The 25658-nt window shown below is 63.9% G+C and carries 25 protein-coding genes and 1 tRNA gene; 14 read left to right on the top strand and 12 right to left on the bottom strand.

Translation table 11 applies throughout. From position 1 onward, the window contains the following. Window positions 1–67: 67 nt before the first annotated feature. The 7 genes from J2R78_RS36290 (at window position 68) to J2R78_RS36320 (ending at window position 3933) form a co-directional block, all read left to right on the top strand. A complete protein-coding gene (locus J2R78_RS36290; RefSeq protein WP_253608591.1) occupies window positions 68–916 on the top strand; it encodes a hypothetical protein in 849 nt (282 codons plus the stop codon). 33 nt (window positions 917–949) lie between these two features. After that, the gene (locus J2R78_RS36295; protein ID WP_050385371.1) at window positions 950–1171 is read left to right on the top strand and encodes a hypothetical protein; all 222 of its coding nucleotides are present in this window, start codon (window positions 950–952) and stop codon (window positions 1169–1171) included. A gap of 5 nt (window positions 1172–1176) precedes the next feature. Then, entirely contained in the window at window positions 1177–1620 is a 444-nt protein-coding gene (locus J2R78_RS36300; RefSeq protein WP_233475468.1) for a hypothetical protein, read from the top strand. 95 nt (window positions 1621–1715) lie between these two features. Next, window positions 1716–2228: a hypothetical protein gene (locus J2R78_RS36305; protein ID WP_253608592.1), complete on the top strand. Its 513-nt coding sequence runs from the start codon at window positions 1716–1718 to the stop codon at window positions 2226–2228. A 2-nt stretch (window positions 2229–2230) separates the two neighbouring features. Further along, entirely contained in the window at window positions 2231–3313 is a 1083-nt protein-coding gene (locus J2R78_RS36310; protein WP_253608593.1) for a YihY/virulence factor BrkB family protein, read from the top strand. Window positions 3314–3369: 56 nt separating this feature from the next. Then, complete coding sequence (locus tag J2R78_RS36315) at window positions 3370–3594, top strand: hypothetical protein (RefSeq protein WP_253608594.1); 225 nt, start codon at window positions 3370–3372, stop codon at window positions 3592–3594. A gap of 9 nt (window positions 3595–3603) precedes the next feature. After that, the gene (locus tag J2R78_RS36320) at window positions 3604–3933 is read left to right on the top strand and encodes a four-helix bundle copper-binding protein (protein WP_253608595.1); all 330 of its coding nucleotides are present in this window, start codon (window positions 3604–3606) and stop codon (window positions 3931–3933) included. Between the two features lie 192 nt (window positions 3934–4125). Here J2R78_RS36320 and J2R78_RS36325 read toward each other — a convergent pair whose 3' ends face one another. The 4 genes from J2R78_RS36325 to J2R78_RS36340 form a co-directional block, all read right to left on the bottom strand. Next, complete coding sequence (locus tag J2R78_RS36325) at window positions 4126–4557, bottom strand: CBS domain-containing protein (RefSeq protein ID WP_057018654.1); 432 nt, start codon at window positions 4555–4557, stop codon at window positions 4126–4128. 133 nt (window positions 4558–4690) lie between these two features. Continuing rightward, the gene (locus J2R78_RS36330; protein ID WP_253608596.1) at window positions 4691–4882 is read right to left on the bottom strand and encodes a hypothetical protein; all 192 of its coding nucleotides are present in this window, start codon (window positions 4880–4882) and stop codon (window positions 4691–4693) included. A 50-nt stretch (window positions 4883–4932) separates the two neighbouring features. Next, complete coding sequence (locus J2R78_RS36335) at window positions 4933–5685, bottom strand: DUF72 domain-containing protein (protein WP_253608597.1); 753 nt, start codon at window positions 5683–5685, stop codon at window positions 4933–4935. A 33-nt stretch (window positions 5686–5718) separates the two neighbouring features. Beyond that, window positions 5719–6966 (bottom strand): DUF763 domain-containing protein, encoded by a 1248-nt coding sequence (locus tag J2R78_RS36340; RefSeq protein WP_253608598.1) that lies wholly within the window; start codon window positions 6964–6966, stop codon window positions 5719–5721. A gap of 767 nt (window positions 6967–7733) precedes the next feature. Between J2R78_RS36340 and J2R78_RS36345 the strand changes: the two genes are divergently transcribed. From J2R78_RS36345 to J2R78_RS36355, 3 genes are read left to right on the top strand one after another with little or no spacing between them, the layout of a single operon-like run. Next, the gene (locus J2R78_RS36345) at window positions 7734–8753 is read left to right on the top strand and encodes a TRAP transporter substrate-binding protein (RefSeq protein WP_028344051.1); all 1020 of its coding nucleotides are present in this window, start codon (window positions 7734–7736) and stop codon (window positions 8751–8753) included. A 27-nt stretch (window positions 8754–8780) separates the two neighbouring features. Next, complete coding sequence (locus tag J2R78_RS36350; RefSeq protein WP_253608599.1) at window positions 8781–10667, top strand: TRAP transporter large permease subunit; 1887 nt, start codon at window positions 8781–8783, stop codon at window positions 10665–10667. A gap of 25 nt (window positions 10668–10692) precedes the next feature. Further along, on the top strand, window positions 10693–12342 hold the full coding sequence (locus tag J2R78_RS36355; RefSeq protein WP_253608600.1) for an acyl-CoA synthetase: 1650 nt from the start codon (window positions 10693–10695) through the stop codon (window positions 12340–12342). Window positions 12343–12346: 4 nt separating this feature from the next. Here the strand turns inward: J2R78_RS36355 and J2R78_RS36360 are convergent, their stop codons facing one another. From J2R78_RS36360 to J2R78_RS36385, 6 genes are all read right to left on the bottom strand, one after another. Beyond that, the gene (locus tag J2R78_RS36360) at window positions 12347–13153 is read right to left on the bottom strand and encodes an MBL fold metallo-hydrolase (protein WP_092084660.1); all 807 of its coding nucleotides are present in this window, start codon (window positions 13151–13153) and stop codon (window positions 12347–12349) included. Further along, the gene (locus J2R78_RS36365) at window positions 13150–13941 is read right to left on the bottom strand and encodes a TatD family hydrolase (protein ID WP_253610013.1); all 792 of its coding nucleotides are present in this window, start codon (window positions 13939–13941) and stop codon (window positions 13150–13152) included. Before J2R78_RS36365 ends, J2R78_RS36360 begins: the two co-directional genes overlap by 4 nt. 14 nt (window positions 13942–13955) lie before the next feature. Beyond that, window positions 13956–15950 (bottom strand): methionine--tRNA ligase, encoded by a 1995-nt coding sequence (gene metG / locus J2R78_RS36370; RefSeq protein ID WP_253608601.1) that lies wholly within the window; start codon window positions 15948–15950, stop codon window positions 13956–13958. Between the two features lie 87 nt (window positions 15951–16037). Beyond that, window positions 16038–17078, bottom strand: a complete 1041-nt coding sequence (locus tag J2R78_RS36375; protein ID WP_076828832.1) for a DNA polymerase III subunit delta' — start codon at window positions 17076–17078, stop codon at window positions 16038–16040. Continuing rightward, a complete protein-coding gene (gene tmk / locus J2R78_RS36380; RefSeq protein ID WP_253608602.1) occupies window positions 17075–17761 on the bottom strand; it encodes a dTMP kinase in 687 nt (228 codons plus the stop codon). The genes J2R78_RS36375 and tmk overlap by 4 nt, the downstream gene beginning before the upstream one ends. Before the next feature lies 1 nt (window position 17762). Continuing rightward, window positions 17763–19022, bottom strand: coding sequence for a D-alanyl-D-alanine carboxypeptidase family protein (locus J2R78_RS36385; protein WP_253608603.1), 1260 nt, complete (start codon window positions 19020–19022; stop codon window positions 17763–17765). Between the two features lie 162 nt (window positions 19023–19184). Between J2R78_RS36385 and J2R78_RS36390 the strand changes: the two genes are divergently transcribed. Beyond that, window positions 19185–20120 (top strand): alpha/beta fold hydrolase, encoded by a 936-nt coding sequence (locus J2R78_RS36390; protein ID WP_253608604.1) that lies wholly within the window; start codon window positions 19185–19187, stop codon window positions 20118–20120. A 33-nt stretch (window positions 20121–20153) separates the two neighbouring features. Here the strand turns inward: J2R78_RS36390 and J2R78_RS36395 are convergent, their stop codons facing one another. Next, window positions 20154–21062, bottom strand: coding sequence for a septal ring lytic transglycosylase RlpA family protein (locus J2R78_RS36395; protein WP_229190724.1), 909 nt, complete (start codon window positions 21060–21062; stop codon window positions 20154–20156). An 811-nt stretch (window positions 21063–21873) separates the two neighbouring features. Between J2R78_RS36395 and J2R78_RS36400 the strand changes: the two genes are divergently transcribed. Continuing rightward, window positions 21874–22308 carry an NUDIX domain-containing protein gene (locus tag J2R78_RS36400; RefSeq protein WP_253608605.1) on the top strand — a complete coding sequence of 145 codons (435 nt, stop codon included), beginning with the start codon at window positions 21874–21876 and terminating at the stop codon, window positions 22306–22308. On the opposite strand, the gene J2R78_RS36405 is transcribed toward J2R78_RS36400, so the two are convergent. Further along, complete coding sequence (locus J2R78_RS36405; RefSeq protein WP_253610014.1) at window positions 22262–22741, bottom strand: low molecular weight phosphatase family protein; 480 nt, start codon at window positions 22739–22741, stop codon at window positions 22262–22264. The two genes, J2R78_RS36400 and J2R78_RS36405, sit on opposite strands and share 47 nt — an antisense overlap. A 151-nt stretch (window positions 22742–22892) precedes the next feature. Between J2R78_RS36405 and J2R78_RS36410 the strand changes: the two genes are divergently transcribed. Both J2R78_RS36410 and J2R78_RS36415 read left to right on the top strand, forming a co-directional pair. Beyond that, a tRNA-Ser gene (locus J2R78_RS36410) sits at window positions 22893–22982 on the top strand. 192 nt (window positions 22983–23174) lie between these two features. Continuing rightward, entirely contained in the window at window positions 23175–25487 is a 2313-nt protein-coding gene (locus J2R78_RS36415) for a P-loop ATPase, Sll1717 family (RefSeq protein ID WP_253608606.1), read from the top strand. The last annotated feature ends 171 nt before the right edge of the window (window positions 25488–25658 follow it).

A 25658-nucleotide genomic window follows, 5' to 3' on the forward strand; every position in this document is an offset into this window, starting at 1 on the left:
TATCTGGTCGGACTGATCGTGGTCATTTTGGCGATACTGTCGTTCTTCGGGCTGCGGTAGGCGCGTCATGGATAGCGAGCGAGGGCTTGCCGTGTCCGCCGCCAACAGGACCGGGCTTCGGCTGCAATGGAGCCCGGTCATTGCCGGCGCGCTGGCCGCGGCGGCGCTGTCGGTGATTTTGATCGGCTTCGGCGCGGCGGTCGGGTTGGGTGTGAGTTCAAGCTCGCCGTCATGGCGCGACGCATCAGCCGCGCTCGCGTTGCTGTCGGGATTGTATCTGATCCTGCAGGCGCTGGTGAGCTTCGGCGTCGGCGGCTACATCGCCGGCCGGGCTCAGCGCGTGATCGGCGCGACGCCATCCGACGAGATCGACAGCCGCGACGGGCTTCACGGCCTGACCGCCTGGGCGCTCGCCGTCATCCTCGGTGCTACGATCGTCGGGCTGGTTGGCCTGTCGACCGCGCGTCCGGTGGTTCAGAACCGGCCATCTGCGACGGCCGCGGAGCCGCTGCTGAGCGCCGAGCTCGACCGCCTGTACCGGTCAGTGCGGCGTCCGGCCAATCTCGATATCGGCTATGAGCGGGCAGAGGCCGGTCGCATCCTGCTGACGAGCTCCAGCCGCAGTGGCGTCAGCTCCGACGATCGCAGCTATCTGATCCAGCAGGTGGCGGCCGCGACCGGTCTGCCTGCTGCGGAGGCGGAGAAGCGCGTCGACAGCGTGATGGGCGATGCCAGGACCGCCATCCAGCGGTCGCGGCGCAGCGCGGTGATTTTGGCGTTCTCGGTTGCAGCGGCGCTGCTGTTCGGTGCGGTCGCCGCGTGGGCCGCGGCCGGCGCGGGTGGCCGTCACCGCGACGGCGCCGCGCTGCCGGAGTGGATGGGCGGCAGGCCGACGACGGCCGTGCCGATTGTCTGATGCAGTTGTGAATGTCCTTCAAGGGAGACGATGATGGCAACGATCTTGGTGATGGACCACTCCGGCGACACGAGACAGCAGTTCGACCCCGACAACAGTGAGCAGCTGGCCTGGGCGAATGCTCGCTTCACCCAGCTCACGTCGGACGGCTACACCGCCGCAATCCGGCAAGCGACCGGAGAGGCGAAGTTGGTCCGCGCGCTCGATCCGACCGCCGAGGAAACCCTGTTCTATCCGAGGCTGGTCGGCGGCTGACGCCAATGCTCGCCCGTCTGCGCGAGATGTCCCTGCGGTCCGTGCTCCGGCGCGCCGCCGGCACGCTGGGTGCGACGCTGGCCGCGATCTGGGATCGCTGGCAGGCCTATGAGCGAATTGAGGCGCGCGGACTTGCGCTGCTGTCCGCGTGGCTGTCACCCGAGCAGCGGGCGCAGTTCGAAAAGTATAAGCGCTTCGACGTCATCGGCTCGGACTCCGGCAAGCGATACCGGATTTGCTACGGCACCTCGACCAACGTCTATGAGATGGACGGCGGCGATCGTATCGTGCTGGGCTGGTGCTTCCGGCCCGTCGGCGCGCTGGCGGCGGGCGACGTGATGCTCGCCCAGAAGATCGCGCTCGAAACCGACGAGCGCGGGACGCTCATGGTCGCGAAGCCATTCCCGAGCTCCATGCCGCCACGCGCAAATCTCCCTCCGGTCAGTTAGCGCTCGGTTCGCGCTGTCCCGCATGGCGCAAACTGTTGCGCGTTGCCGGGGAGGAACGTCGATCTTCCCGCCGGGTTGTCGGATGCCGACTTGCAATGGACCTCGTCATGCGCGTCAACACGTCGTCTTCGCTGAGCCTGATCTTCCGCTCCTACCTTGCGGACTTGCGACAATGGCTGACGCGCCTGGTGACCGGCTACGCATTTGCGTGCAGCTTCATGCTGGCGGGTGCGGTCTCGCTTCTGATCGCGACCGGGATCGGGGTTGGCGCGGCTTTCCACGCCCTTGAAATGCATTACGGCATCTGGATCGCATATGCCGCGATCGGCGGCGCCTTTGTCCTCCTCGGGATCCTGGGGCTGCTCATGGGCCGCGTGCTGCTCGCACGTCCTGCGCCGGCCGTGCCGCGCCCGGGCCGACAGGTCGACATGCTCAAGCGCGCGATCGCAGTGCCCGTCGCCGCGCGGCTGATCGCCACCACTCGGACGGGAGCAGGGGCGAGCGTAGATCCCACCACCCGCGCACTGGCCGCCGGGGCTGCAATCATGCTTGTCGGCTGGTTTGCTGCATCGCGCGCCCGGCGTCAGCGCGACGCGATCCAGGACTAGCGATGGCGCCGCGCAATTGGACGAACGACCTGATGCTCGCTGGTGCAACGGCTCTGGCGACGTTGGCGATCTCTCGCCAGTTGTCCCGATCGGAGCGGCCGTCCGCTCGGGAGCAGGGCGTCGAACCCGCGCTGGCCGAAACGCAGGATCGTGGACGGCTCGCCGACACGCCGCTCGAGATTCCAACTGCCGGCTGGAAGGACATTCTGCTCCGCACCTATCAGCAGATCGACGAGGACCGCCTGCTGGCGACCGCGGCCGGCGTCGTGTTCTACGGCCTGCTCGCGATCTTCCCGGCGATCACCGCGCTGGTCTCGAGCTACGGCCTGTTCGCCGATCCGTCCACGATCTCATCGAACCTGCAGAGCCTGGCGCTGATGCTGCCGGAAGGCTCGTTTGCGATCGTCCAGGACCAGATCGCGCGCGTGCTCGCGAAGGGGACCTCGACGCTCGGCCTGACCTTTGCCGCCGGCCTGCTGATCGCGATCTGGAGCGCCAATGCCGGCATGAAGGCGATCTTCGATGCGCTCAACGTCGTCTATGACGAGAAGGAAAAGCGCAGCTTCGTCAAACTCAATCTGATGTCCCTCTCGTTCACGATCGCCGGGCTGATTTCCATCATGCTGATGGTCGGAGCGGTGGTCGTCGTCCCGCTTCTGCTACAGCAGGTCGGACTGGGCACGACGGCCGAGCTCGTCATCCGGTTCGGACGGTGGCCGATCCTGGTGCTCCTGCTCCTCACCGCGCTCGCGGTGCTGTACCGCTATGGTCCGAGCCGAACCAGGCCGCGCTGGCAGTGGCTCAGCGTCGGCGCCGTCGCAGCGGCCGTGCTGTGGCTGGCCGGCTCGGTGCTGTTCTCCTGGTATCTGGCGAACTTCGGCGATTACAACGCGACCTATGGCTCGCTGGGGGCTGCCATCGGTCTGATGACGTGGATGTGGATGTCCGCCATCATTGTGCTGTGCGGGGCAGAGCTGAATTCAGAGATCGAGCATCAGACCATGCTCGATTCGACCGAGGGCCGCCGCAAGCCGCTCGGAGCGCGTGGCGCAACCATGGCCGACACGGTCGGCAGGGCATCTTAGCCGGCGCAGACCCCGCAGCAGCGCACCCCCCGGCAATGAGCATAGGAACCAACGGCATGACCCGCGCTTATGCCAAAATGGTTGAGATCAACGTGCTGGAAAAACCGATCGAGCGGATCAAGCAAACCTGCGAGCTGATGGGCATCGCGGACAGGTTCGACCGCGCGCTTCCCGAGCTCGAGACCTTCCTCGACGCCGAGATCGCACAGGGCGAGGTCCGCGAGTCGAAGCTGACCCTTGACGGGCTCTGCTACCTGCGCCAGCTGCTGGCGCAGGCGTGAGGTATCGACATGGCATTCTCTGAGGAAATGAACCGGTGCGTCGAGACCTGTCTGTCCTGCTATAGGACCTGCCTCGGCACGGCCATGAACCATTGTCTCGTCACCGGCGGCAAGCATGTCGAGCCGGCGCATTTCCGATTGATGATGGCTTGCGCGGAAATGTGCCGGACGGCGGCCCATTTCATGCTGATCAACACCCCGCACCACAAGCACACCTGCCGGGAATGCGCGGAGATCTGCAGTGAATGCGCCGAGGATTGCGCTCGCATCGGCGGCATGGACGAATGCGTGGCGATGTGCCGTGTATGCGCGGAATCCTGCCGCAGGATGGCGGCCTGACGGCGCGAGCTCCCCGTTCGGTCAATCGGAGCTGACGTAATGGGCGCGCCAGAGCAGCGCCGTGACGATCAGGGCAATGACCCCGGCGGCAATCACAATCCACGGTACATAGTCGGCCATGGGCCCGCCTGACGCTCCGCTTCGCGAGCCGAGCCTTTGCGAGCCAGGGCCGCGAAGCGGAGCCGTGTAAGTCTAGAGTTGCGCGTGTTGGGTGGTCGGGCGTGAGATCTGGCTGAGCGCCATGCCCGTACCATCGCTGGCCTGGATCAGGGCGATATCCCCGAGAGCGATGATTCCGACCAGGCGCTTGTCCCGGCTCAGCACCGGCAGGCGCCGAACCTGGATCGCACCCATGTTCTGCGCGATGTCGTCGAGCTCCTGATCCTCGAAACAATACTTCACCTCGGCCGTCATGACGTCGCCGACCCGCGAGTCGGGGCCGCGACCCATTCCGATGCCGCGAAGCGCGATGTCGCGGTCCGTGATCATGCCGACCAGGCGCTCGCTATCGGTAACCGGCAGCAGGCCAACACCGAGCGCTGCCATCGCTTCTGCGGCATCGCGGAGCGTATCGTCGGGGGTGCACAGCTGGACGTCAGGTGTCATCGCGTCGCAAACCTTCATGATAGCCTCTCCATTTGATTTGGCTGGTTGCGTCAACGGCCTAACGATGCCGCCCGGAACGGCGTTCCTATCAAGGCGAGGCGGATGGCGATGTTGGTCCAGGTCGGATGAAGCGGCATGTCCCGCTCCGTGCCTAGGCTACGCCGGGATAGGTCGCCGACTTCAGCAGGCGTGCAAGATGTGCCGCGTTGGCCGCAAGCATGGCGGTGGTCTGCACTGTCTTGTCGTAGGGCTTTTCGAGGTCCTTGTAGTGGGTCGGGGAGGGATCCTTGCCCCGCTTCAGCGTGTAGTTCAGCGCAATGGCTTTCACCGCATCGGATGGCATCGCACCGGCTCCTTTCCTTGGGAGCCAATGCAGGCTGGAACCGTTCGTTCCTATTGCGAACGCCGCCGCGGAACGGCGGAGCCGAGCAGCGCGCAAAGCCGTTTGGCATCCGCCGGCGCTGCGCTCTTCTGGTCGTTGTCGAAATAGACATAGATGTCGCATCCCTGCCGCTTCCAGCCGCGGATGCGTTTGGCCCAGTCGGAAAGCTCGGCCGGCTTGTAGTGCCCGCGATATCGGCCGCCCGGGCCATGGCCGCGGACATAGACGAAATCCGCGGTCCGCTTCCACGGCGCCGGCGCATCGTGATGATCGGAAATGCAGAGCGCGATATTGCGATCCGCCAGCAGCTTCAGGACATGCGGCGCGTACCAGCTGGGGTGGCGGAATTCGAACGCATAGCGCCGCCGCCGCTTCAACAGCGTCAGGAACGAGGCCAGCCGATCGGCATCGATCGTGAAGTTCGGCGGCAGCTGAAACAGGACCGGGCCGGCCTTGTTGCGCAGCAACGACAGACGCTCTTCCAGCAGCTGGAGACTGTTGACCGAGTTCGCGGAGAGGCGCTTCCAGTGCGTGATGAATTTCGACGCCTTCCAGGCGAAGACGAATTCCGCATCGGTCGCATCGCGCCAGCCTGTGACCGCCTGTTCGGTCGGCGTGCGGTAGAAGACGCCGTTCAGCTCAGTCGTTGGAAACTGCGTCGCGTAGTAGTCGAGTTGCCGCTTGAGCGGCAAGCCCCTGGGAAAGAACGGACCGTGCCAGGAAGAATAGTGCCAGCCGGAGGTGCCAATCAATACGCGCGCCATGCGATGGTCCAAGCGGTGGATCAAGCCTTCGCTTTAAGGCTTGGTGATCCCGTCGCGCTCGGCAAGGTCGGCTTCCCAGCCGAACACCGAGCGGCCGTCGAGCGCGGGCGAACGGGCGCGCTCGTTCGCGACAAACGCCTCGAAGGAGGGGCCGGTGGCGGTTCGTTCCATTCTGCGGGCCTGATCGTCGAGCCGCTTCAGGGCCTGCATCTCCTCATCGCGGCCGAGCTTTGCCTGCTGCACGGCCGACTTCAGCACGCGGATGGTCTCGTCATAGACCTTGATCGGCACCGGGAAGGGATGACGGTCCTTGCCGCCATGGGCGAGCGAGAAGCGCGCCGGGTCACGGAAGCGGTAGGGCGTCCCGTGAACGACCTCGGCGACCATCGCGAGCGACTGCACCGTGCGGGCGCCGACGCCGGGCGTCAGCAGCAGTTCGGGAAAATCCAGCGGCCCGCGATCGGCAGCCGCGGCCAGGGTGCCGTGCAGGCGTCGGACGAACACGTCGCTCGAGCGCACGTCGTGATGCGCGGGCATGATCAGGTGCAGGAGATCCGGCTGCGCGGTCGCACTCTGCGTCAGCTCGGCATATTCGCGCGTGATGCCGTCCGGCCCCAGCGCAGCGAGCAGATCGAGCTGCGCCTGGCGTGAGCTTTCGGCGCGGTGATCGGTGAGATTGACGATCTCGCCCTGCGTCGGGCCGTCGATCGCGCTGTGCGGCTCGTCGACGAAGCTGCGCAGGCCTTCGGAGTGCCAGTGATAGCGGCGGGCCTGCCGCTTGTCGCCGTTCATGCCTTGCTGGACGACGGTCCATTTGCCGTCGTCGGTAACGAAGAAGCCGTGCAGGTAGAGCTCGAATCCGTCCTGCACCGCGGCGCTGTCGACCTTGGCCACCAGCCGGCTCGCGCGGGTCAGGGCGGCACCGTCGAATCCGACGCGGTCGCCGAGGACGGACAGTTCATCGGGCGTGCGGCGCGAATGCTTGCCGCGCCCGCCGCAGACGTGGATTCCGAGTTCGCCTTGCAGCGGCGCCAGACCTCGCTTCAACGCGCCGATGACGCTGGTGGTGATGCCGGACGAGTGCCAGTCCATGCCCATCACGGCACCGAACGACTGGAACCAGAACGGATGCGACAGTCGCTGCAAAAAGGCATCGCGGCCGTAATGGTGGACGATGGCCTGGGTGATGATGCCACCCAGCGTCGCCATGCGCGCCGCCAGCCATGGCGGCACGCGGCCACCATGGAGCGGAAGATCGGCGCTGCCGGTGCGTCGGGCCATCGGGCTCCCAGATGCTGAATCGACGTCCAATCTACCAGCAAATGCGAGCGTGTGTACAAAGCGGACGTCGCTTCATCGCGCGTCTCGTCAGGCGGCTTCGGCGTTGATGCCGCTGACGGCGAGCTTGGTGAGCGCTTCATCCGAAACGAGGTACTGGTATCAGGGCGATCGGAGCAGGGGTGGCAATACCTGCTTCCTGGGGCTGAGCTGACGCTGGCGATGCGTAGCTGCGAGGCAGCCGTTCTGGTCCCGACAGCGATTGACCATGCGAGACGATCGAGATGACCGAACCGCACAAGTCGAGGCAGGCGCGCCTGGCTGATACGGCTCATCGCTCAACCGCTGGAAGGTAGGACTGGGCCGTCGATCTGTCAGACGGTGCCAAGGTTCCTGATTCTCGGCGTCGCGGCGAAGGTGAGCGGAGCAATGGGAAAGCTGCCGGCGATCATGGCTAGGCCCATATCCGTAATTCGCATAAGGTATATTATGGAATATTTATATCTACAATTAGATCAGATATTTAGTGGGAAATCTTCGCACTGGTCCGCAAGTTGGCGCGCGTGATGGTGTGTCCCGAACTGTCGCCTAGCCGGTGCTGGTGCCGCAGCGATGCACGCGCGCGCATCTCGTCTGAAAGCCGATATTGCCGCCGCGTACGGACGCTGCAATAAGCCCCAGCTGTGCAGAGATCGCTGGTGACCCCGCGGCATCAGGTCCGTATAGGATGGCATCTCAGAACAACAACAAGCCTCTTGAGGGAGCAACCAATGAGCTTTTCACGACGCACGCTGCTGAAGGTTTCCGCCGCTTCCGCCGTCCTCGGCGGGATCGGCGCGCCCTATGTCGCGCGCGCCCAGTCGGCCGAGTTCTCTTACAAGTTCGCCAACAACCTGCCGGAGTCGCATCCGTTCGTGGCGCGCGCCCGGGAGATGGCCGCGGCGATCAAGACCGAGACCAACGGCCGGTTTGACCTGCAGGTGTTCCCGAACAGCCAGCTCGGTTCCGATACCGACATGCTGAGCCAGGTGCGCTCCGGCGGCGTCGAGTTCTTCACGCTGTCCGGCCTGATCCTGGCGACCCTGGTGCCGGCCGCCTCGATCAACGGCATCGGCTTCGCATTCCCGGACTATCCCACGGTCTGGAAGGCGATGGACGGCGAGCTCGGCGCCTATGTGCGCGGCGAGATCAACAAGGCCGGCCTCGAGGTCATGGAGAAGATCTGGGACAACGGCTTCCGCCAGACCACGTCGTCGACCAAGCCGATCACCGGTCCCGACGATCTCAAGGGCTTCAAGATTCGCGTGCCGGTGTCACCGCTGTGGACCTCGATGTTCAAGGCGTTCGATGCATCGCCCGCCTCGATCAATTTCAGCGAGGTCTATTCGGCGCTGCAGACCAAGATCGTCGAGGGCCAGGAGAACCCGCTGGCGCTGATCTCGGCGGCGAAGCTCTACGAGGTGCAGAAATACTGCTCGATGACCAACCACATGTGGGACGGCTTCTGGTTCCTGATGAACCGCCGGGCCTGGGCGGCGCTGCCGGACGATATCAAGACCATCGTCGCCAAGAACGTCAACGCGGCGGCCGTCAAGGAGCGTGAGGACACCGAGAAGCTGAACGCCACCGTGAAGCAGGAGCTCACGGGCAAGGGGCTCGTGTTCAACCAGCCCGAGGTCGGGCCGTTCCGCGACAAGCTCCGCACCGCCGGCTTCTACGCCGAGTGGAAGGGCAAGTACGGCGAGAAGGCCTGGGATCTGCTCGAGAAGTCCGTCGGCAAACTGTCCTGATCGATCAAATCAAGCAGGAGGCTTGCCATGGCTCATGTCGAGATGACGCCGGCCGTGGCCGGCGAGGCGGCGTCGCAGCCCCCTCGCCGCCGCTCCGTCCTCGGTTCCATCGACGCGGCGCTCGGGATGCTGGTGGAAATCCCGGCGGCGATCCTTGTCGTCGCCGAGGTCGTGATCCTGTTCGCCGGCGTGGTGTCGCGCTACGTGCTCCATGCGCCGCTGATCTGGTCCGACGAACTGGCGTCGATCCTGTTCCTGTGGCTCGCGATGCTCGGCTCGGCGGTGGCGTTCCGCCGTGGCGAGCACATGCGGATGACGGCGCTGGTCGCAAGCGCGGGACCGCGGCTGTGGGCCTATCTCGACGTCGTCGCAACCTGCGCCGCACTGGCGTTCCTGATCCTGATCGTGCGGCCGGCCTATGAATACGCCTACGAGGAAAGCTTCATCACGACGCCGGCGCTGCAGATTTCCAACACCTGGCGCGCGGCGGCGCTGCCGGTCGGCACCTGCCTGATGGCGCTGTTCGCGCTGCTGCGGCTGGCCCGGGTCGGCGATTTCAGGACCTTCCTGCTGGCCGCGCTGACCGTGGCTGCGCTGATCGGCGCGTTCTGGCTGGCACAGCCGATGCTGCGGCCGCTCGGCAACCTCAATCTGATCATCTTCTTCGTCGGCGTGGTCGGCTTCTGCGTGTTCGCCGGCGTGCCGATCGGCTTTGCCTTCGGCATGGCGATCTTCGGCTACCTGGCGCTGACCACCCGGACGCCGCTGATGGTGCTGGTCGGCCGGATGGACGAGGGCATGAGCCATCTGATCCTGCTGTCGGTGCCGCTGTTCGTCTTCCTCGGCCTCCTGATCGAGATGACCGGCATGGCGCGGGCTATGGTGGCGTTCCTGGCGAGCCTGCTCGGCCATGTCCGCGGCGGCCTGCATTATGTGCTGGTCGGCGCCATGTATCTGGTCTCCGGCATCTCCGGATCGAAGGCCGCCGACATGGCCGCGGTCGCGCCCGTGCTGTTCCCGGAGATGAAGCAGCGCGGCGCCAAGCCGGGCGATCTGGTCGCCCTGCTCGCCGCCACCGGCGCGCAGACCGAAACCATTCCGCCGAGCCTCGTGCTGATCACGATCGGCTCGGTGACCGGCGTCTCGATCTCGGCGCTGTTCACCGGCGGCCTGCTGCCCGGCGTGGTGCTGGCGATCACGCTGTCGGGGCTGGTGTGGTGGCGCTACCGCGGCGAAGACCGCAGCCACGTCCAGCGCGCCACCGGCAGCGAGATCGGCAAGGCGTTCGTGTTCGCCCTGCCCGCATTGGCCCTGCCCTTCGTGATCCGCTACGCCGTGGTCGAAGGCATCGCCACCGCCACCGAAGTGTCGACCATCGGCATCGTCTACGCCTTCGTCATCGGCCTCTTGATCTACCGCAAGTTCAACTGGCGGCGGCTGCTGCCGATGCTGATCGACACGGCGTGCCTGTCGGGGGCGATCCTGTTCATCATCGGTACCGCGACCGGCATGGCCTGGGGCCTGACCCAGTCCGGCTTCTCGCGGGCGCTGGCGGCGGCAATGACCGGGCTGCCCGGCGGGTCGGCGACCTTCATCGCGGTCTCGATCCTGGCCTTCGTGATCCTCGGCAGCGTGCTCGAGGGCATCCCGGCCATCGTGCTGTTCGGGCCGCTGCTGTTTCCGATCGCGCACCAGGTCGGCGTCCACGAGGTGCACTACGCCATGATCATCATCCTGGCGATGGGCATCGGCCTGTTCGCGCCGCCGTTCGGGGTCGGCTATTATGCCGCCTGCGCCATCGGGCGCGTCGATCCGGCCGAGGGTATCCGGCCGATCTGGGGTTACATGCTGGCGCTGTTGATCGGCCTGATCATCGTCGCCATCTTCCCCTGGATATCGATCGGCTTCCTGTAAAGCACCTTGCGGATGGGATAGAGCCATGAGTGCAGCTCAGAACCAGTACTCGATCGGGTTGGACAAGACGCCGGCCAACTACGTGCCACTCTCGCCGCTGAGCTTCCTGGCGCGCTCGGCTGCCGTCTATCCCGACCATCTCAGCGCGGTCTATGAGGGCCGCAGCTTCACCTGGAAAGAGACCTACGAGCGCTGCAGGCGCTTTGCGTCCTATCTCGCGGGCCATGGCATCGGCCATGGCGACACGGTCGCGGCGATGCTGCCGAACATCCCGGCGATGAACGAATTGCACTTCGCGGTGCCGATGACCGGCGCGGTGCTCAACGCGCTCAACATCCGCCTCGACGCGGCATCGATCGCGTTCCAGCTCGAGCATGGCGGCGCAAGGATCATTCTGGTCGATCCCGAATTCTCCGGCGTGATCGCGGAGGCCCTGACCCTGATGAAGGGCGCAAAGCCGTTCGTGATCGACGTCGATGACGCGGCCTTTGGCGGCGGCAAGCGGATCGGCGAGATCGAGTATGAGGCAGCCGTCGCGGCGGGCGATCCCGGCTTCGTGGAACGGCCGCCGGCCGACGAATGGGATGCGATCGCGCTGAGCTACACGTCGGGCACGACGGGCAATCCCAAGGGCGTCGTGACCCATCACCGCGGCGCCTATCTCAACGCCGTCAGCAACATCCTCGCCGGCAATCTCGGCCAGCATCCGGTCTATCTCTGGACGCTGCCGATGTTTCATTGCAACGGCTGGTGCTTCCCCTGGACGATCGCGGCAGCCGCCGGCGTCAATGTCTGCCTGCGCAAGGTCGACCCGGCCAAGATCTTCGAACTGATCCCGAGGCACGGCGTCACCCACATGTGCGGCGCGCCGATCGTGTACAACACGCTGATCAACGCGCCCGATGCGCCGAAGGCCGGTAAGGCAAAGCCCGTTGTCGGCCTGATCGCCGGCGCGGCGCCGCCGGTTGCCGTGCTCGAGGGCGGCGAGCGCATCGGCATCAAGCTGACCCACGTCTACGGGCTGACCGAGGTCTATGGCCCCGCCTCGGTCTGCGCCGAGCAGCCGGGCTGGGACGAGCTGTCGGCTGATGCGCGCGCGCAGCTGAAGCGGCGCCAGGGCGTATCCTATCCGCTGCAGGAAGGCGTCACGGTGCTCGATCCCGAGACCATGCGCGAGGTGCCGCGCGACGGCGAGACCATCGGCGAGGTCATGTTCCGCGGCAACATCGTGATGAAGGGTTACCTGAAGAACGCGACGGCGACGCAGGAAGCCTTTGCCGGCGGCTGGTTTCACACCGGCGATCTCGGCGTGCTCGACGAGCACGGCTACGTCATCATCAAGGACCGCTCCAAGGACATCATCATCTCCGGCGGCGAGAACGTCTCCTCCGTCGAGGTCGAGGATATCCTCTACAAGCACCCGGCCGTGCTGTTTGCGGCAGTCGTGGCCAAGCCCGACCCGAAATGGGGTGAAGTGCCCTGCGCCTTCATCGAGCTGAAGGACGGCGCCAAGGCGACCGAGGCCGAGATCATCGCCTATTGCCGCGAGCACATGTCGGGGTTCAAGACGCCGAAATCCGTGGTGTTCGGCGTGATCCCGAAGACCTCGACCGGCAAGATCCAGAAATTCCTGCTGCGCAACCAGGTCGGATCCGCCAAGGCGATCTCGGCCTGAGTCTTCAGCCTGCCCGGTCGAGCGTCAGCCGCATGCCGTCATGGGCCGGGATGACGTCGGCCGGCAAACTCTGCCGCAGCACCTCGTAGTCGAGGTCGGAATGCATGTTGGTGATGACCGCGCGCTTCGGCTTGAAGCGCTCGATCCACGACAGCGCGTCCGCAACGCTGAAATGGCTGGGATGCTGCGCATAGCGCAAGCCGTCGACGATCCAGAGATCGAGACCTTCGAGCGCCGGCCAGCTCTCCTGGGGGATGTCGTGCAGATCGGGCGTGTAGGCGGCGCCGCCGATGCGGTAGCCGAGCGCCGGGATCTTGCCATGATGCACCAGGAAGGCCGCGAGCTTCAGCGGGCCGCCCTTCCCCTGGACCGTATGGCTCTCGCCGGCCTCGATCGAATGCCGCGTCAGGATCGGCGGATAGTCGCTGCCTTCCGGCGAGATGAAGCAATAGGAGAACCGCGCCATCATGTCCTTGGCGGTCGACTGGTTGAAGTAGACCGGGATGCGGCGGCGCTGATGCAGCACGACCGAGCGTAAATCGTCGATGCCGTGGGTCTGGTCGGCATGCTCATGCGTCAGGAACACCGCGTCGATGTGCTCGACATTGCTGTCGATCAGCTGCTCACGCAGATCGGGCGAAGTGTCGATCACGACCCGCGTGGTGCCGTGCTCCATGGTGCGCTCGGCCATGATCGAGCAGCGGCGGCGGCGGTTCTTGGGATTGCCGGGATCGCAGGCGCCCCAGCCGAGTGCCGGGCGCGGCACGCCGGCGGACGAGCCGCAGCCCAGAATGGTCAGTGTCAGCGTCATGCAGCAACCTTCGGCGCCGGCACCTTGGAGAACAGCCGGAAGAAGTTTTCGGTGGTCTGCCGCGAGATCTCCTCCAGGGAAACGCCGCGGGTTTCCGCGAGCACCCTGGCGACCTCGACGACATAGGACGGCTCGTTGCGCTTGCCGCGGAATTTGCCGGGCGCAAGATACGGCGCGTCGGTCTCGACCATGATGCGATCGGCCGGCAGCTCGGCTGCCAGCGCGCGTAGCGCGTCGGACTTCTTGAAGGTCAGGATGCCCGTGAACGAGATCGACAGCCCAAGCGCGATCGCCTTCATCGCGAGTTCGCGCCCGCCGGTGTAGCAGTGCAGAACCGCCTTGAACGGGCCCTTCGCGACCTCGTCCTCCAGGATGCGGCCGCAATCCTCGTCGGCCTCCCGGGTGTGAATGACGAGCGGCAGGCCGGTTTCGCGCGCCGCCGCGATATGCGCGCGAAAGCCGCGCTCCTGGGCGTCGCGCGAACCGTGCTCGTAGAAATAGTCGAGCCCCGCCTCGCCGAGCGCCACGACCTTCGGATGCTTCGTCAGTTCGATCAGTTCGCTGGCCGGGATGCCGTCCTCTTCGTCGGCATGATGCGGATGGGTGCCGACCGAGCAGTAGACGTCGGGAAAGCGCTCCGTGATCGCGAGCAGACCGCCGAGCCGCTTCACCCGGGTCGAGATCGTGACCATGCGGCCAATGCCGGCCGCCTCGGCGCGCCCGACGATCCCGTCGAGATCGTCGGCAAAGTCGGGAAAATCCAGATGGCAATGACTGTCGACCAGCATGAATTTCGAACCACTCACTCGGTCTTCGGTTCCACATAGCGCGGGAAGACGCCGACAGGCGCAGGCAAAACCGTACCCGGCTTGATCCGTTCGGCGACCGCCGCGAAGCTGCGGGCGTCAGCAGCGATACCGAGGCTGTCGAGCATCTTGCCGCAGGACTCCGGCATCACGGCCTGCGCCATGATCGCGATCTGGCGCACGACTTCGGCGGTGACATACAGCACCGTCTTCTGGCGCGCGGGATCAGTCTTCGCCAGCGCCCACGGCGCCTCGCCGGCAAAATAGCGGTTGGCCTCGGCGACCACGGCCCAGACCGTGTTGAGCCATTGATGGATCTGCTGCGTCGCCATCGCGGTCCGCGACGTCTCCAGCATGGCGTCGGCCTGCGCCAGAATCGCCTTGTCGTTGCCGCTGAATTCGCCGGGCTCCGGCAGCACGCCGCCGAGTTGTTTGGCGATCATCGACAGCGAGCGCTGCGCCAGATTGCCGAAATCATTGGCGAGGTCGGCGTTGATACGCGCGACGATGGCCTCGTGGTTGTAGTTGCCGTCCTGGCCGAACGGCACTTCGCGCAGAAAGAAGTAGCGCATCTGGTCGACGCCGTACTGCTCGGCGAGATTGAAGGGGTCGACCACGTTGCCGACCGACTTCGACATCTTCTCGCCCCTGTTGAACAGGAAGCCGTGTGCATAGACCCGCTTCTGCACGGGAATGCCTGCCGACATCAGGAAGGCCGGCCAGTACACGGCGTGGAAGCGGATGATGTCCTTGCCGATGATGTGCACGTCGGCCGGCCAGTAGCGCCAATGCTTGTCGTTCTCATCGGGATAGCCGACGCCGGTGATGTAGTTGGTCAGCGCGTCGACCCAGACATACATCACGTGCTCGGGATCGTCCGGGACCTTGACGCCCCAGTCGAACGTGGTGCGCGAGATCGAGAGGTCCTTGAGCCCGCCGCGCACGAAACTCATCACTTCGTTGCGGCGCGAATCCGGGCCGATGAAATCGGGCTGGCTCTCATAAAGGTGCAGCAGCTTGTCCTGGTAGGCCGACAGCTTGAAGAAATAGCTCTTCTCCTCGACCCATTCGACCGGCGTGCCCTGCGGGCCGCGGCGGACATTGTCCTCGCCGACGACGGTCTCCTCCTCGGCGTAATAGGCCTCGTCGCGCACCGAGTACCAGCCGGCATAGGTGTCGATATAGATGTCGCCATTGTCCTGCATGCGGCGCCAGATCTCTTGCACCGACTTGTGGTGAGCAGGCTCCGAAGTGCGGATGAAGCGGTCGAACGAGACGTTGAGCCGCTCGTCCATCTCTTTGAACCGCGCGGCGTTGCGGGTCGCGAGATCGAACGGCGTCATGCCCTCGCCGGCCGCGGTCTGGATCATCTTCTGTCCGTGCTCGTCGGTGCCGGTCAGGAAGAATACGTCCTTGCCGTCGAGCCGCTGGAAGCGCGCCAATGCGTCGGTCGCGATCGCCTCATAGGCGTGGCCGATATGCGGCTGCCCGTTCGGATAGGCGATCGCGGTCGTGATGTAGAAGACGTTGCCGCGGTCCGCGGCGGGCACCGGAACGGAAGCGGCCGCAGGAGCCACCGCCGCGGGTTTGGGCTGCTTCGGCGCGCGAACCTTTGCCGGTCTCGGCGCCTTCTCGGTAACGGGAGCCATCGGCAGAGCGGGCTTCTTTGCCGCCGGTGCGGCGGCGGCTGCGGCTGCATTCTTCGGCGCAGCCTTGGTGGCCTTCGCAGCAGCCTTCTTGGCCGTGCTCTTGGCCGTCTGCTTCGCAGCCTTCTTGACGGCCTTTTTGACGACCTTCTTTGCCGCCGATTTCCTGGCGCCCTTGGCTCCGGTCTTGGATTTGGACTTGGCGGCCTTCTTCGCTTTCTTGGCGACGCGCCCGGCCTTCTTGGCTGCGCGCGCCTTCGCCGTTGCTTTGCTGGTCGCGCGAGCGGGCGATGCCTTCTTCGTCTTCTTGGCTTTTTTCGACGATTTCTTCTTAGCGGTCGCCACCACGGAATCCTTTGCAGATCGAAACGAGATTGTCAGGAGTGTTGTCAGACGGATGTGTTTTCAGCAGATGCGTTTAAGACGCGGTGTCTATCGGGTCGCATCCGCGAGCATCGAAAACACCGAGAAAACCAGCGGCTTGCGCTCCAGATTGTAGGCTTCGGTATCGCGCGCGGCGCGGACGATCTTTTCCCATACCTCCGCCAGCCGTGCAAGGCGCGGCAGATTGGCATTGGCATCGCCCGTGCGCATGCGCTCGCTCATCCAGCGATCGATGCCGTCGATGAAGGCGGCGAGCGCGACGCGGTCGCTGGTGCCGAGCGCTTCGCCCAGCGCATGCAGCTCACGCGGATCGACACTCGGAAGCGTCGCGAGCAGCGCGGCCGTGCGTTGCTGCAGTTTCAGCGCATCGCCGCCGAGCAGCGACAGCGCCCGCCCGACGCTGCCTTCGGATGCTGCGGCGGCTTCCGCCAGCGCGGGATCGTCGGCTTCGATATCGGTTGCGGCCGCGGCCGCACGCACCACATCGTCCGTCTCCAGCGGTCGCAGCAGCAATTTGCGGCAGCGGGATAGAATGGTCGGCAGCACCCGTGACGGTGCGTGGCTGACCAGGAGGAACAGCGACTGCTGTGGCGGCTCCTCGAGGATCTTCAGCAGCGCGTTCGCGGCGTTGGGATTGAGCTCGTCGACGGTATCGACAATGCAGACGCGCCAGCCGTCGACCGCAGCCGTCGAGCCGAAGAACGAGATGGTCTCGCGCGTCTCGTCGACCGTGATGACGGTCCGCATCACGCCGCGATCGTTGAGGCCGCGCTCCAGCACCAGCAGCCCGCCATGAGCGCCTGCCGCGACCTGCCGCGCCACGGGGTCGGCCGGATCGACCAGCAGCGTCGGCGCCTGCTGCACCTGGGACGATTTCGGATTGCGAAACGCCAGCACGAACCGCGCCATGCGGTAGGCCAGCGTCGCCTTGCCGATGCCCTGCGCCCCGCCGATCAGCCAGGCGTGCGGAATTCGTCCGCTGCGATAGGCATCGAGCAAGGCGGTCTCCGCCTCGCGATGCCCGAACAAATCCGGCGTTTCGCGCGGATGGCGGGCGGCGCTCTCCTGTTCGACCTTGCGCGCGCTCATGCGATGCTGTCCGCCGCAAGCGTTGCGCGCAGATGTTCGCGCAGCGCGGCCCATATCCTGGCCGTGACCGTGTCCGGATCGGCCGTAGCGTCGATCAGCACGCAGCGCTCCGGATCTTCGGCCGCGATCCGGCGGTACGCGTCACGCAAATCCTGATGGAACTTGATGCCTTCGGCTTCGAAGCGATCCGCCGTAGCGGTGCCGCGGCGCGCGGCGGCGCGTTGCAGTCCGACCTCGACCGGCACATCGAGGATGAAGGTCAGATCGGGCTTGAGATCGCCGATGGTCACGCGCTGCATGGCGTTGACGAGTTCGGGCGACACCTGCCCGAGCTGGCCCTGATAGGCACGCGTGGAATCGAAGAAGCGATCGCACAGCACCCAGATGCCCTGGTTGAGCGCCGGCAGGATCACGGTGCGGACATGGTCGTCGCGCGCAGCGGCAAACAGCAGCGTCTCGGCCTCCGGCCCGAGCAGCTTGCCCATCCCCGACAGCACGAGGTGACGGATGATCTCCGCCCCCGGCGAGCCGCCGGGCTCGCGGGTCACGATCGCGCGCAGCTTGGCGGCATCGAGCCGTTCGGCAAGCTTGCGGATCTGGGTCGATTTGCCCGACCCCTCGCCGCCCTCAAAGGTGATGAAGCGACCGCGCAAGCTCGGCCGTTGGACTGCTGCTTCCGCCATGTCAGAGCTTCTCGACCCCTGCGCGGAACATGCCGATGACCAGCTCCTGGGCGCCGTCGAGCGCGCGACGCATCGTCGATCCGGTGCCGACCGCGTCCGCTGCGAACACCGGAGCCTCCATCGCGACATTGGGGCCGCGCCACACCCGCACCACCCCGATCTTCTGGCCGGCGGTGATCGGCGCCTTGACCGGGCCGCTATAGATGATGCGCGCGAGCAGCTTGTCGTTGCCGTTCTTCGACACCATCACCTTGATCGGATCGGGGCTGACGAGCTTGACCGAACGGCTCTCGCCGCCGAACACCCGCGCGTAGCCGACCGGCTGATTGGCCGCGATCAGGGTCCGCGTCTCGAAGCTGCGGAACCCCCATTCCAGCATCTTCTTGGCTTCGGTCGCGCGGTCCTCGGAATCCTCGAGGCCGTTGACCACGACGATCAGCCGCGTGTCGTTCTGCACGGCCGAGCCGACCATGCCGTAGCCGCCTTCCTTGGTGTAGCCGGTCTTCAAGCCGTCGGCACCGGGCAAGGCGTTCAGCAGCGGATTACGGTTCTGCTGGCGAATCTTGTTCCAGGTGAATTCCTTCTCACCGAACAGCTTGTACCTATCCGGGTAGGTCAGGATGATGTGGCGCGCCAGCGTTGCAAGCTCCCGGACCGTCATCTTGTTGGCCGGGTCGGGCAGCCCGTTGGAATTGCCGAAGGTCGACTTGGTCATGCCGAGCTCGCGGGCGCGCTTGGTCATGACGTCGGTCGCAAAGGTATGCTCGTTGCCGGCAATGCCTTCGGCGAGCGCGATGCAGGCGTCGTTGCCGCTCGGGATGATCGCCCCGTGCAGGAGATCGTCGACCGAGACCTTGCTGTTGATCGCCGCGAACATCGTCGAGGTGCCGGATGGCGCCCCGCCCCGCCGCCAGGCGTTCTCGCTGATCCGGTACTCGTCCGTGAGCTTGATGTCGCCCTTCTTGATGGCGTCGAACACCACCTCGGCCGTCATCAGCTTCATCATGCTGGAGGGTGCGCGCAACTCGTCGGCGTTCTTCTCGAACAGCACGCTGCCGCTGGACGCCTCGACCAGGATCGCGGTCGGCGCATCGCCGTCGAACCCGCCCTCTTCCTTCTTGGCGCCCTGAACGCTGTTGTTGGCGGCATAGACCATTCCGCCGCAACCGATCGCCAGCGCGACCGCGACCGCGATCAAGCCACGCCAGCAACGCCCGGCGCGAGCTGACAACGTGCGGGGAACTGCGGTCTGGGCTGCCATCGGCGATGTCCTGAAAGACTGCGTTCTAACAGCTGGAAGTATCGCAAACAACTGAGGTTTCTGCGCTTGTGCACGGCAAGCTGGATTGCCGCCTGCTTTGAACGTCCGTATCCTTGGAACCGGCTAACGTCAGCAGAACCGGCAAACAAGGCGGAAACGCGAATGTCATCCACCCGCACCATCTCCGCCAACGGCATCGACATGTTCGTGCGCGAGGCCGGGCAAGGCCCGCTGGTCGTGCTCTGTCATGGTTGGCCGGAACTGTCCTATTCATGGCGGCACCAGATCGCGGCGCTGGCCGCGGCAGGCTTTCGGGTCGTCGCGCCTGACATGCGCGGCTTCGGCCGCACCGGCGCGCCGGCCGAGGTCGGCGCCTACACGATCTTCGATACGGTCGGAGACATGGTGGCGCTGGTTGCCGCGCTCGGCGAGACACGCGCGATGATCGTCGGCCATGACTGGGGCGCGCCGGTGGCCTGGCACGCGGCCCTGTTCCGTCCCGACATATTCACGAAGGTCGCCGGCCTCAGCGTGCCGCCGCCGTTCCGCGGCCGTGGTCGCCCGCTCGAGACCCTGCGCGACAGCGGCATCACCAATTTCTATTGGCAGTACTTCCAGCCGCCCGGCGTAGCCGAGGCCGAGTTCGAGCGCGACATCGCCCACACCATGCGCCTGGTGCTCGGGCGTGGCGTCTCCGATCCGAGCTCGATGTTCGTCGACGAGGCCAAGGGCTTCCTCGGCAAGCTGCCGGCCGGAATGCCATTGCCGGCCTGGCTGACCGAGGCCGACATTGCCGAATTCGCCGAAGGCTATCGGCACTCCGGCTTCCGCGGCGGCCTCAACTGGTACCGCAATCTCGACCGCAACTGGGAGCTGACCGCGCCCTGGCAGGACGCGCAAATCCATCAGCCGTCGCTGTTCATCGCCGGCTCGAATGATTCGGTGATCACCGGGCTGATCGGCGCCAAGCGGGTCGCGGACATGGAGCGCGTGCTGCCGAATCTCAAGCAGAAGCTGATCATCGAGGGGGCCGGCCACTGGATCCAGCAGGAACGCCCGGACGAGGTCAACAAGGCGCTGATCGCGTTTCTGAAATGATCAGGCCAACAGCCTGATCTGTAGGCGCACGGCTCAGTAGAGGCCGCGCCCGCTCAGGACTTCGGCCGGTCCGCGCGCGTCGATCGGGACATAGGCGGCTGCCGGGCTCGGGCTTGCGGCGTAGCGCGCGTCGCCCTCATAGGAGACTTCGCGCGGATTGCTCAGAGCGCGGCGGTGCGACCGGCTCGAGGCCGACATTTCCGAGGTGGCGCTCACCGAGGCGTAGTCGGCCTGGGTGTTGCCGAGGCTGTAGGGCCGCCCCTCCGGCAACGGAACGTCGCCACGGACCCGGCCCGAGGAGGATGACATCTCCGGCACGAACGGCCGTGCCGAGGCGACGCGGACCATCGACGGGGACGGCGCTGGAGTACCGGTGCGCAGGGTCGCCATCAGCTGGCGGTCGTCGGACCCCTCGAGCGGCGCCCGGCCGACATATTCGACGCGGACGCGAGCCACGCCATTGCCTTTGAATTCAAGCAATTCTGCGGCTTTGTTCGAGACGTCTATGAGGCGATTGCCGTGGTACGGGCCGCGGTCATTGACCCGAACGACGAGCGACCGGCCATTGCTCAGATTGGTGACGCGGGCGTAGCTCGGCATCGGCAAGGTCGGATGGGCGGCCGTGAGCGAGCCCATGTCGAACACCTCGCCATTGGCGGTCAGGCGGCCATGGAAATCGTCGCCGTACCAGGACGCCATGCCCTCCGCGCGGTAGTTCTCATTCTCCTCCGGCACATAGGTGCGGCCGGCGACAACGTACGGCTTGCCGATGCGATAGGTGCCGCCGCCTTTCGGCACGGGATCACCCAGCGCCACCACGCGCGGGCTCGACGACACCCCGTATTTGGGGTCGACCCGGCTGGCAAACTTGTTCGAGGAGGCACAATTGGCGAGGACGAGGCACGTCGCCACCGCAACGGCGCCGCGTGCCGTCCGGATCATCGAATCTGGCCGTCTAATCCCCATCTGCCCCAAGTACCATTCTGCCGGACCTGCGCCCACTCCGAGGCGTCGAAGTCCCTTGCCGTCGCTGTGCGGCCCACCTCCGCACCAGAGCGTGACGATATCGCAACCGGAACACGGCGGAAATGGGGAGAGCCGGCGGGCGGTGGCGTCTTGGTGAATGGTCTGTTGCGCCGCCTCCGTCGTTCTACTGACCTTCGCCCCTGCCAAACGCCCTCGCCTGTCCCGCGATCAGACACACTGTTGCAGCAAATCATCAGTCCGGGCGCATCTTGGATTCCAACAATTGAATCTTTTTGACTGTGCAAGCCTGCAATCGTTCTCTCCTCCGTGTGGGGCGCAAAGGAAGTTTGCGATGATCGAGACGGTTACAGCGGTGATGGGCTTGGTGAGTGCGGCGATCTTCTTGGCGCACGCCGTGGAAGGCTATCGGTACCGGGCCTGACAGTCCGTTGAAGGCGGAAAGACGCGTCACCTCTTTCCAGGAGTGAATGTTCGGAAAGCTTTAATCAATTCGGATGAGCATCGATTGAAGGCAGGTGTATCATGCGTAATCACGATTTGGTCTCCGACGGGTTTCTGACCCTGACCGCAGCAAGCCTCGTGCTGCTGTGCTCGAGCCTGCTGGCGTTCGCTTTCGGCTGAACGTTTTTGAGATTCTACCGGCGCCCGTGCGACGGGCATCGGTTACCCCTACTCATTCCCCGCCAAACGGGTTGCGGCAGACGCGCTGTCTTCTCCCCGCCCCACTCGTGACGCATCCTCGCCGTTTCCCGAAGAGGATGTACGGATGACCGGCAGTGTCAGGGAGGGAACGTCCGCCCTTCTCGTCAGCACAGATGGCCGGCTGCTGATGCAACTGCGCGACGACCTCCCGCATGTTACCGATCGCGGAAAGATCAGCCTGTTTGGCGGACGGCGGGAGGGCGCCGAGACCTTCCTCGAATGCGTCGTTCGCGAGATCCACGAGGAGATCGGCTACTACCTGCCGCCCGAGCGTTTCGAGTTGATCGGCTGCTATTCCGGTCCCGATCATGCAACGCCAAACGGCACGCTTCGCGGCGAGGTGTTCCTCGCGCGCGATGTGCCCATCGACCAATTGACGGTGACCGAAGGCCGCCTCGAGATCGTCGCCATCGACGATCTCGAACGCATCAGCGACATGCTCGCGCGACCGGCTACGTTTGCGCTGGAGATCTTTCTGAAGCGCGAACCGATGACCTGAGCGCCGAAACCAGTGCGCGGATGTGATCGTCGATCATGGCCAACGCGACTGACGGATGAGCAAAGTCGATATCGTCCACGTGCCAGTAAGTCACACTGTCGGCGACCTCGGGGAACCGGCGCTCGATCAGCGGACGGTGCTCGGTCTCCTTGAGCGCGATCACCAGGTCGGCATCGTCGAAGTCGGCCAATGAACAGGGCTGCGGGAAGCGCGTCGCGCCTTCCGGAACGATGCCGCTCGCGCGGAGACGATCGTCGGTGAAGACTGACATCGGCCCGACATTGTCGGGCGATCCCCGCTCGGCCGCGCCTCTGGAGGATGCGCGCCACGCCAGTTGTTCGGCTCTTGCAAGATGATTGAACAGTTCCTCTGCGTATCGACTGCGATAGTAGTTGCCGGTGCAGAGAAAGAGGACCCGCTTCATGGGCGTCATGATGGCCAAGGTGGGCCCTCGCGGTCAACGGCGTTGCAAGCGTGGGCCCTTTGAGTTCACGGACCGGCGAATGACGGGCCCGCCCGGGTTTCGCTGCCAAGTTCGCGTTGCGTTCGGCGCCGCCCTACGCTAAGGGCCTGATCCTTGATCCGGAAGGGTGGCCGAGTGGTTTAAGGCACCGGTCTTGAAAACCGGCGTGCCCGCAAGGGTACCGTGGGTTCGAATCCCACCCCTTCCGCCAGCTATAACGTCCATCGCACTGAAATATATAATGATTTCTTTTGCGACCTAATCGTGCCCTAGCGGGTGCCCTAGCCACGTAGCTTTCGCCGCGCGGGACGATCTTATCCCATATGCGGTGTCGGTAATTTGACCCTAAGGTTGCACGCCTCCCTGCGTGCAGTTACTTGTGGGTGCTTGGGGAATCGCCGCAATGTCATACAAGAAAGTGTTTTTCGCTTATCCGGCTGGAGATGCCGAACTCGTAGGGCCAATTGAATCCGCCAGTAAGCTTGCTAGCGCAGCCAATCCATCAATCGATGTGCGCATTTGGCCGCAACTCAATAATTTCGGCCTGAGCATTCCTGACGACGTCAGGAGTTCCATTGTCGATGCGGACGTCTTCGCGTGCGATATCACACAGCCAAATTTCAACGTCTACTATGAGGCCGGATTTGCGATTGGAAAAGGTAAACCGATCGCGCCAGTCCTGAACTCATCTTTCGCGGGCGCATCTGCCGCGATTCAGCGCGACGGATTTTTCGACAATATTCGCTATAGATCGTACGAGAATTCCGATGCGCTAAAGACGATACTTCTCGATCCCCCGGCCGGCGATTTGGTCTCGCTGTTTTCGAAGCCCGTAAACTTTCAACAGCCCCTCTATTTCTTGAACGGCTATCGGAAGACCGATTTCATCAATTCGATCGTTTCAGCAATAAAGGCCACTCGAACCCATTTTCGAAGCTTCGATCCAGTCGAGGTGCCTCGCTTTTCGACGGTCTCAATCATTGCCGATGTCTCCGCATCCTCAGGCGTGATTGTTCCGTTTTTGTCACAGCAAATAGAAGATGCCGCACGGCATAATCTACGTGCCGCCTTCCTAGCTGGACTTAGCCACGGCCTCGAACGTCAAACGCTGTTGCTGCGGCTGCTGTCGCAGGAGCCTGGACCAGCAGACTTCCGCGATCTGATCGAGAACGTGAGAAGTGAAGATCAGATCAATGAAAAGGTGAAAGCGTTTGTTCAATCAGCGCTCGTCGCGGGTCAGTCGATTTCGAAGCCTCATCAACGTGCCAGTCGCACCCTTCTCCAAGGTCTTTTTCTCGGGGCATCCGCCGCCGAAAACGAATTTCGTACACTTGAAGATTATTTCGTCGAGACCTCCGAATACCTGAAGACAAGACGTGGCGAGGTTACAGTCGTTGCCGGACGGAAAGGCTCAGGGAAAACGGCAATCTTCTTCGTGGTCCGGAATGACATCCGAACTCAACGAAACGCGGTCGTCACCGACCTCAAGCCGGAGTCCCACCAACTAAGTCTGTTCCGAGAAAGTTTGCTCAAGATGGTTGGCGAGGGTGTTTTCGATCACACGCTCGCGGCTTTCTGGTACTTCGTCATTCTTTCTGAAGTGCTGCTGAAAATTCAGGACAATCTCGACGCTCGATCGAGAACTGATGGCAGAGCACTGACTGCGTCCCGCGAGATATCAGAGGTGCTGGAAAAGCAGGGCGTGATCCATTCAGGGGATTTCACGGCGCGCATCAATAGGCTCGGTTCCTTTGTTATTCAAGAAATTGAACGCGCTGAGAAGCGTGGAGAAAAACTGAGTGCGGAGCGACTGACGAATATTGTATTCCGAGATGCCGTGGGCGCTCTCAAAGAGCTGATATTAAAGAACACTGTCAAAGAATCGCAACTGGTTCTGCTATTCGATAACCTCGATAAGGGATGGCCGGCGTCGGGCGTCGACAAGTTCGACATCAGACTTCTCCGTTTGCTCCTTGAGGCTCTTGAGAAAGTCCGTCGAGATTTTGCAACCGTTGACCGACAGTTCACGCACGTCGTCTTTCTACGTAACGACATTTACGAGCTATTGGTTGAAAGCACTCCGGATAGAGGCAAGACGGCTCTGGTCAGGCTCGACTGGACGGACCGAGTCAAACTGCGCCAAGTCATTTATCGGCGTCTGCAAGCCGCGCTGGATGATGCGAAGGAGCCATTTGAGGTTCTTTGGAAGCGCATAGTTACGCCGCTCGTTGGCGCTCAAGATTCGTTTGAATTTCTGGTCGATCATTGCCTCATGCGACCGCGATTCTTGATCACGATCGTTGAGAACGCGGTCGCTCATGCGATCAATCGTGGTCATAGCCTAGTTAGCGAGGACGATTGCCGAGATGCTGTACGACAGCACGCAAACATTCTGGTGGACGATTTTGGTTATGAAATTCGGGATGTATCGGGCATCTCTGCGGACGTTCTTTACTCGTTGATCGGGGCGACCAAATCCATCACCCGCAGCGAGGTGTTGCAACGTTTCGCAGCCGTGGGGATTCCGAAGGAGGATCTCGATAGAGCGTTCGATCTAATGATTTGGTACGGAGTATTAGGCATCACAGTCAATGGACGCGAAAAATACATCTACGACTACGACTATAATGAGAAGCGGGTCGCTGCCGAAATTGCCATACATGGGACCGGGCAGTACGTAATCAATGAAGCCTTTCACGTCGTGCTGAATAACTAAAAACAAAAAGAGCGGGCTGTGCCCGCTCTGCCAAAGCCGAAACTCGGTATTCCCGCGGCGGTTACATGGTCAACCCCTAGTGACTGGTTTCAAGCTTGTGCGGTCACGGTATGGCGAGCTAATCGATTGCGCAAGCGTCAACATGGATGGACTCGGCAAATTCGTCCAAAA

The organism is Bradyrhizobium sp. USDA 4538 (assembly GCF_024171045.1).
GTDB lineage: Bacteria > Pseudomonadota > Alphaproteobacteria > Rhizobiales > Xanthobacteraceae > Bradyrhizobium > Bradyrhizobium australafricanum.

Bases quoted from the DNA above. Each gene is read 5' to 3' on its own strand.
- J2R78_RS36315 (WP_253608594.1), top strand. From the start codon at position 3,370: ATGACCCGCGCTTATGCCAAAATGGTTGAGATCAACGTGCTGGAAAAA.
- J2R78_RS36355 (WP_253608600.1), top strand. From the start codon at position 10,693: ATGAGTGCAGCTCAGAACCAGTACTCGATCGGGTTGGACAAGACGCCG.
- J2R78_RS36350 (WP_253608599.1), top strand. From the start codon at position 8,781: ATGGCTCATGTCGAGATGACGCCGGCCGTGGCCGGCGAGGCGGCGTCG.
- J2R78_RS36400 (WP_253608605.1), top strand. From the start codon at position 21,874: ATGACCGGCAGTGTCAGGGAGGGAACGTCCGCCCTTCTCGTCAGCACA.
- J2R78_RS36295 (WP_050385371.1), top strand. From the start codon at position 950: ATGGCAACGATCTTGGTGATGGACCACTCCGGCGACACGAGACAGCAG.
- J2R78_RS36325 (WP_057018654.1), bottom strand. From the start codon at position 4,557: ATGAAGGTTTGCGACGCGATGACACCTGACGTCCAGCTGTGCACCCCC.
- J2R78_RS36335 (WP_253608597.1), bottom strand. From the start codon at position 5,685: ATGGCGCGCGTATTGATTGGCACCTCCGGCTGGCACTATTCTTCCTGG.
- J2R78_RS36395 (WP_229190724.1), bottom strand. From the start codon at position 21,062: ATGATCCGGACGGCACGCGGCGCCGTTGCGGTGGCGACGTGCCTCGTC.
- J2R78_RS36330 (WP_253608596.1), bottom strand. From the start codon at position 4,882: ATGCCATCCGATGCGGTGAAAGCCATTGCGCTGAACTACACGCTGAAG.
- J2R78_RS36310 (WP_253608593.1), top strand. From the start codon at position 2,231: ATGGCGCCGCGCAATTGGACGAACGACCTGATGCTCGCTGGTGCAACG.
- J2R78_RS36365 (WP_253610013.1), bottom strand. From the start codon at position 13,941: ATGCTGGTCGACAGTCATTGCCATCTGGATTTTCCCGACTTTGCCGAC.
- J2R78_RS36375 (WP_076828832.1), bottom strand. From the start codon at position 17,078: ATGAGCGCGCGCAAGGTCGAACAGGAGAGCGCCGCCCGCCATCCGCGC.
- J2R78_RS36305 (WP_253608592.1), top strand. From the start codon at position 1,716: ATGGACCTCGTCATGCGCGTCAACACGTCGTCTTCGCTGAGCCTGATC.
- J2R78_RS36385 (WP_253608603.1), bottom strand. From the start codon at position 19,022: ATGGCAGCCCAGACCGCAGTTCCCCGCACGTTGTCAGCTCGCGCCGGG.
- J2R78_RS36405 (WP_253610014.1), bottom strand. From the start codon at position 22,741: ATGACGCCCATGAAGCGGGTCCTCTTTCTCTGCACCGGCAACTACTAT.
- J2R78_RS36290 (WP_253608591.1), top strand. From the start codon at position 68: ATGGATAGCGAGCGAGGGCTTGCCGTGTCCGCCGCCAACAGGACCGGG.
- J2R78_RS36360 (WP_092084660.1), bottom strand. From the start codon at position 13,153: ATGACGCTGACACTGACCATTCTGGGCTGCGGCTCGTCCGCCGGCGTG.
- J2R78_RS36320 (WP_253608595.1), top strand. From the start codon at position 3,604: ATGGCATTCTCTGAGGAAATGAACCGGTGCGTCGAGACCTGTCTGTCC.
- J2R78_RS36390 (WP_253608604.1), top strand. From the start codon at position 19,185: ATGTCATCCACCCGCACCATCTCCGCCAACGGCATCGACATGTTCGTG.
- J2R78_RS36415 (WP_253608606.1), top strand. From the start codon at position 23,175: ATGTCATACAAGAAAGTGTTTTTCGCTTATCCGGCTGGAGATGCCGAA.
- J2R78_RS36345 (WP_028344051.1), top strand. From the start codon at position 7,734: ATGAGCTTTTCACGACGCACGCTGCTGAAGGTTTCCGCCGCTTCCGCC.
- J2R78_RS36340 (WP_253608598.1), bottom strand. From the start codon at position 6,966: ATGGCCCGACGCACCGGCAGCGCCGATCTTCCGCTCCATGGTGGCCGC.
- J2R78_RS36300 (WP_233475468.1), top strand. From the start codon at position 1,177: ATGCTCGCCCGTCTGCGCGAGATGTCCCTGCGGTCCGTGCTCCGGCGC.
- tmk (WP_253608602.1), bottom strand. From the start codon at position 17,761: ATGGCGGAAGCAGCAGTCCAACGGCCGAGCTTGCGCGGTCGCTTCATC.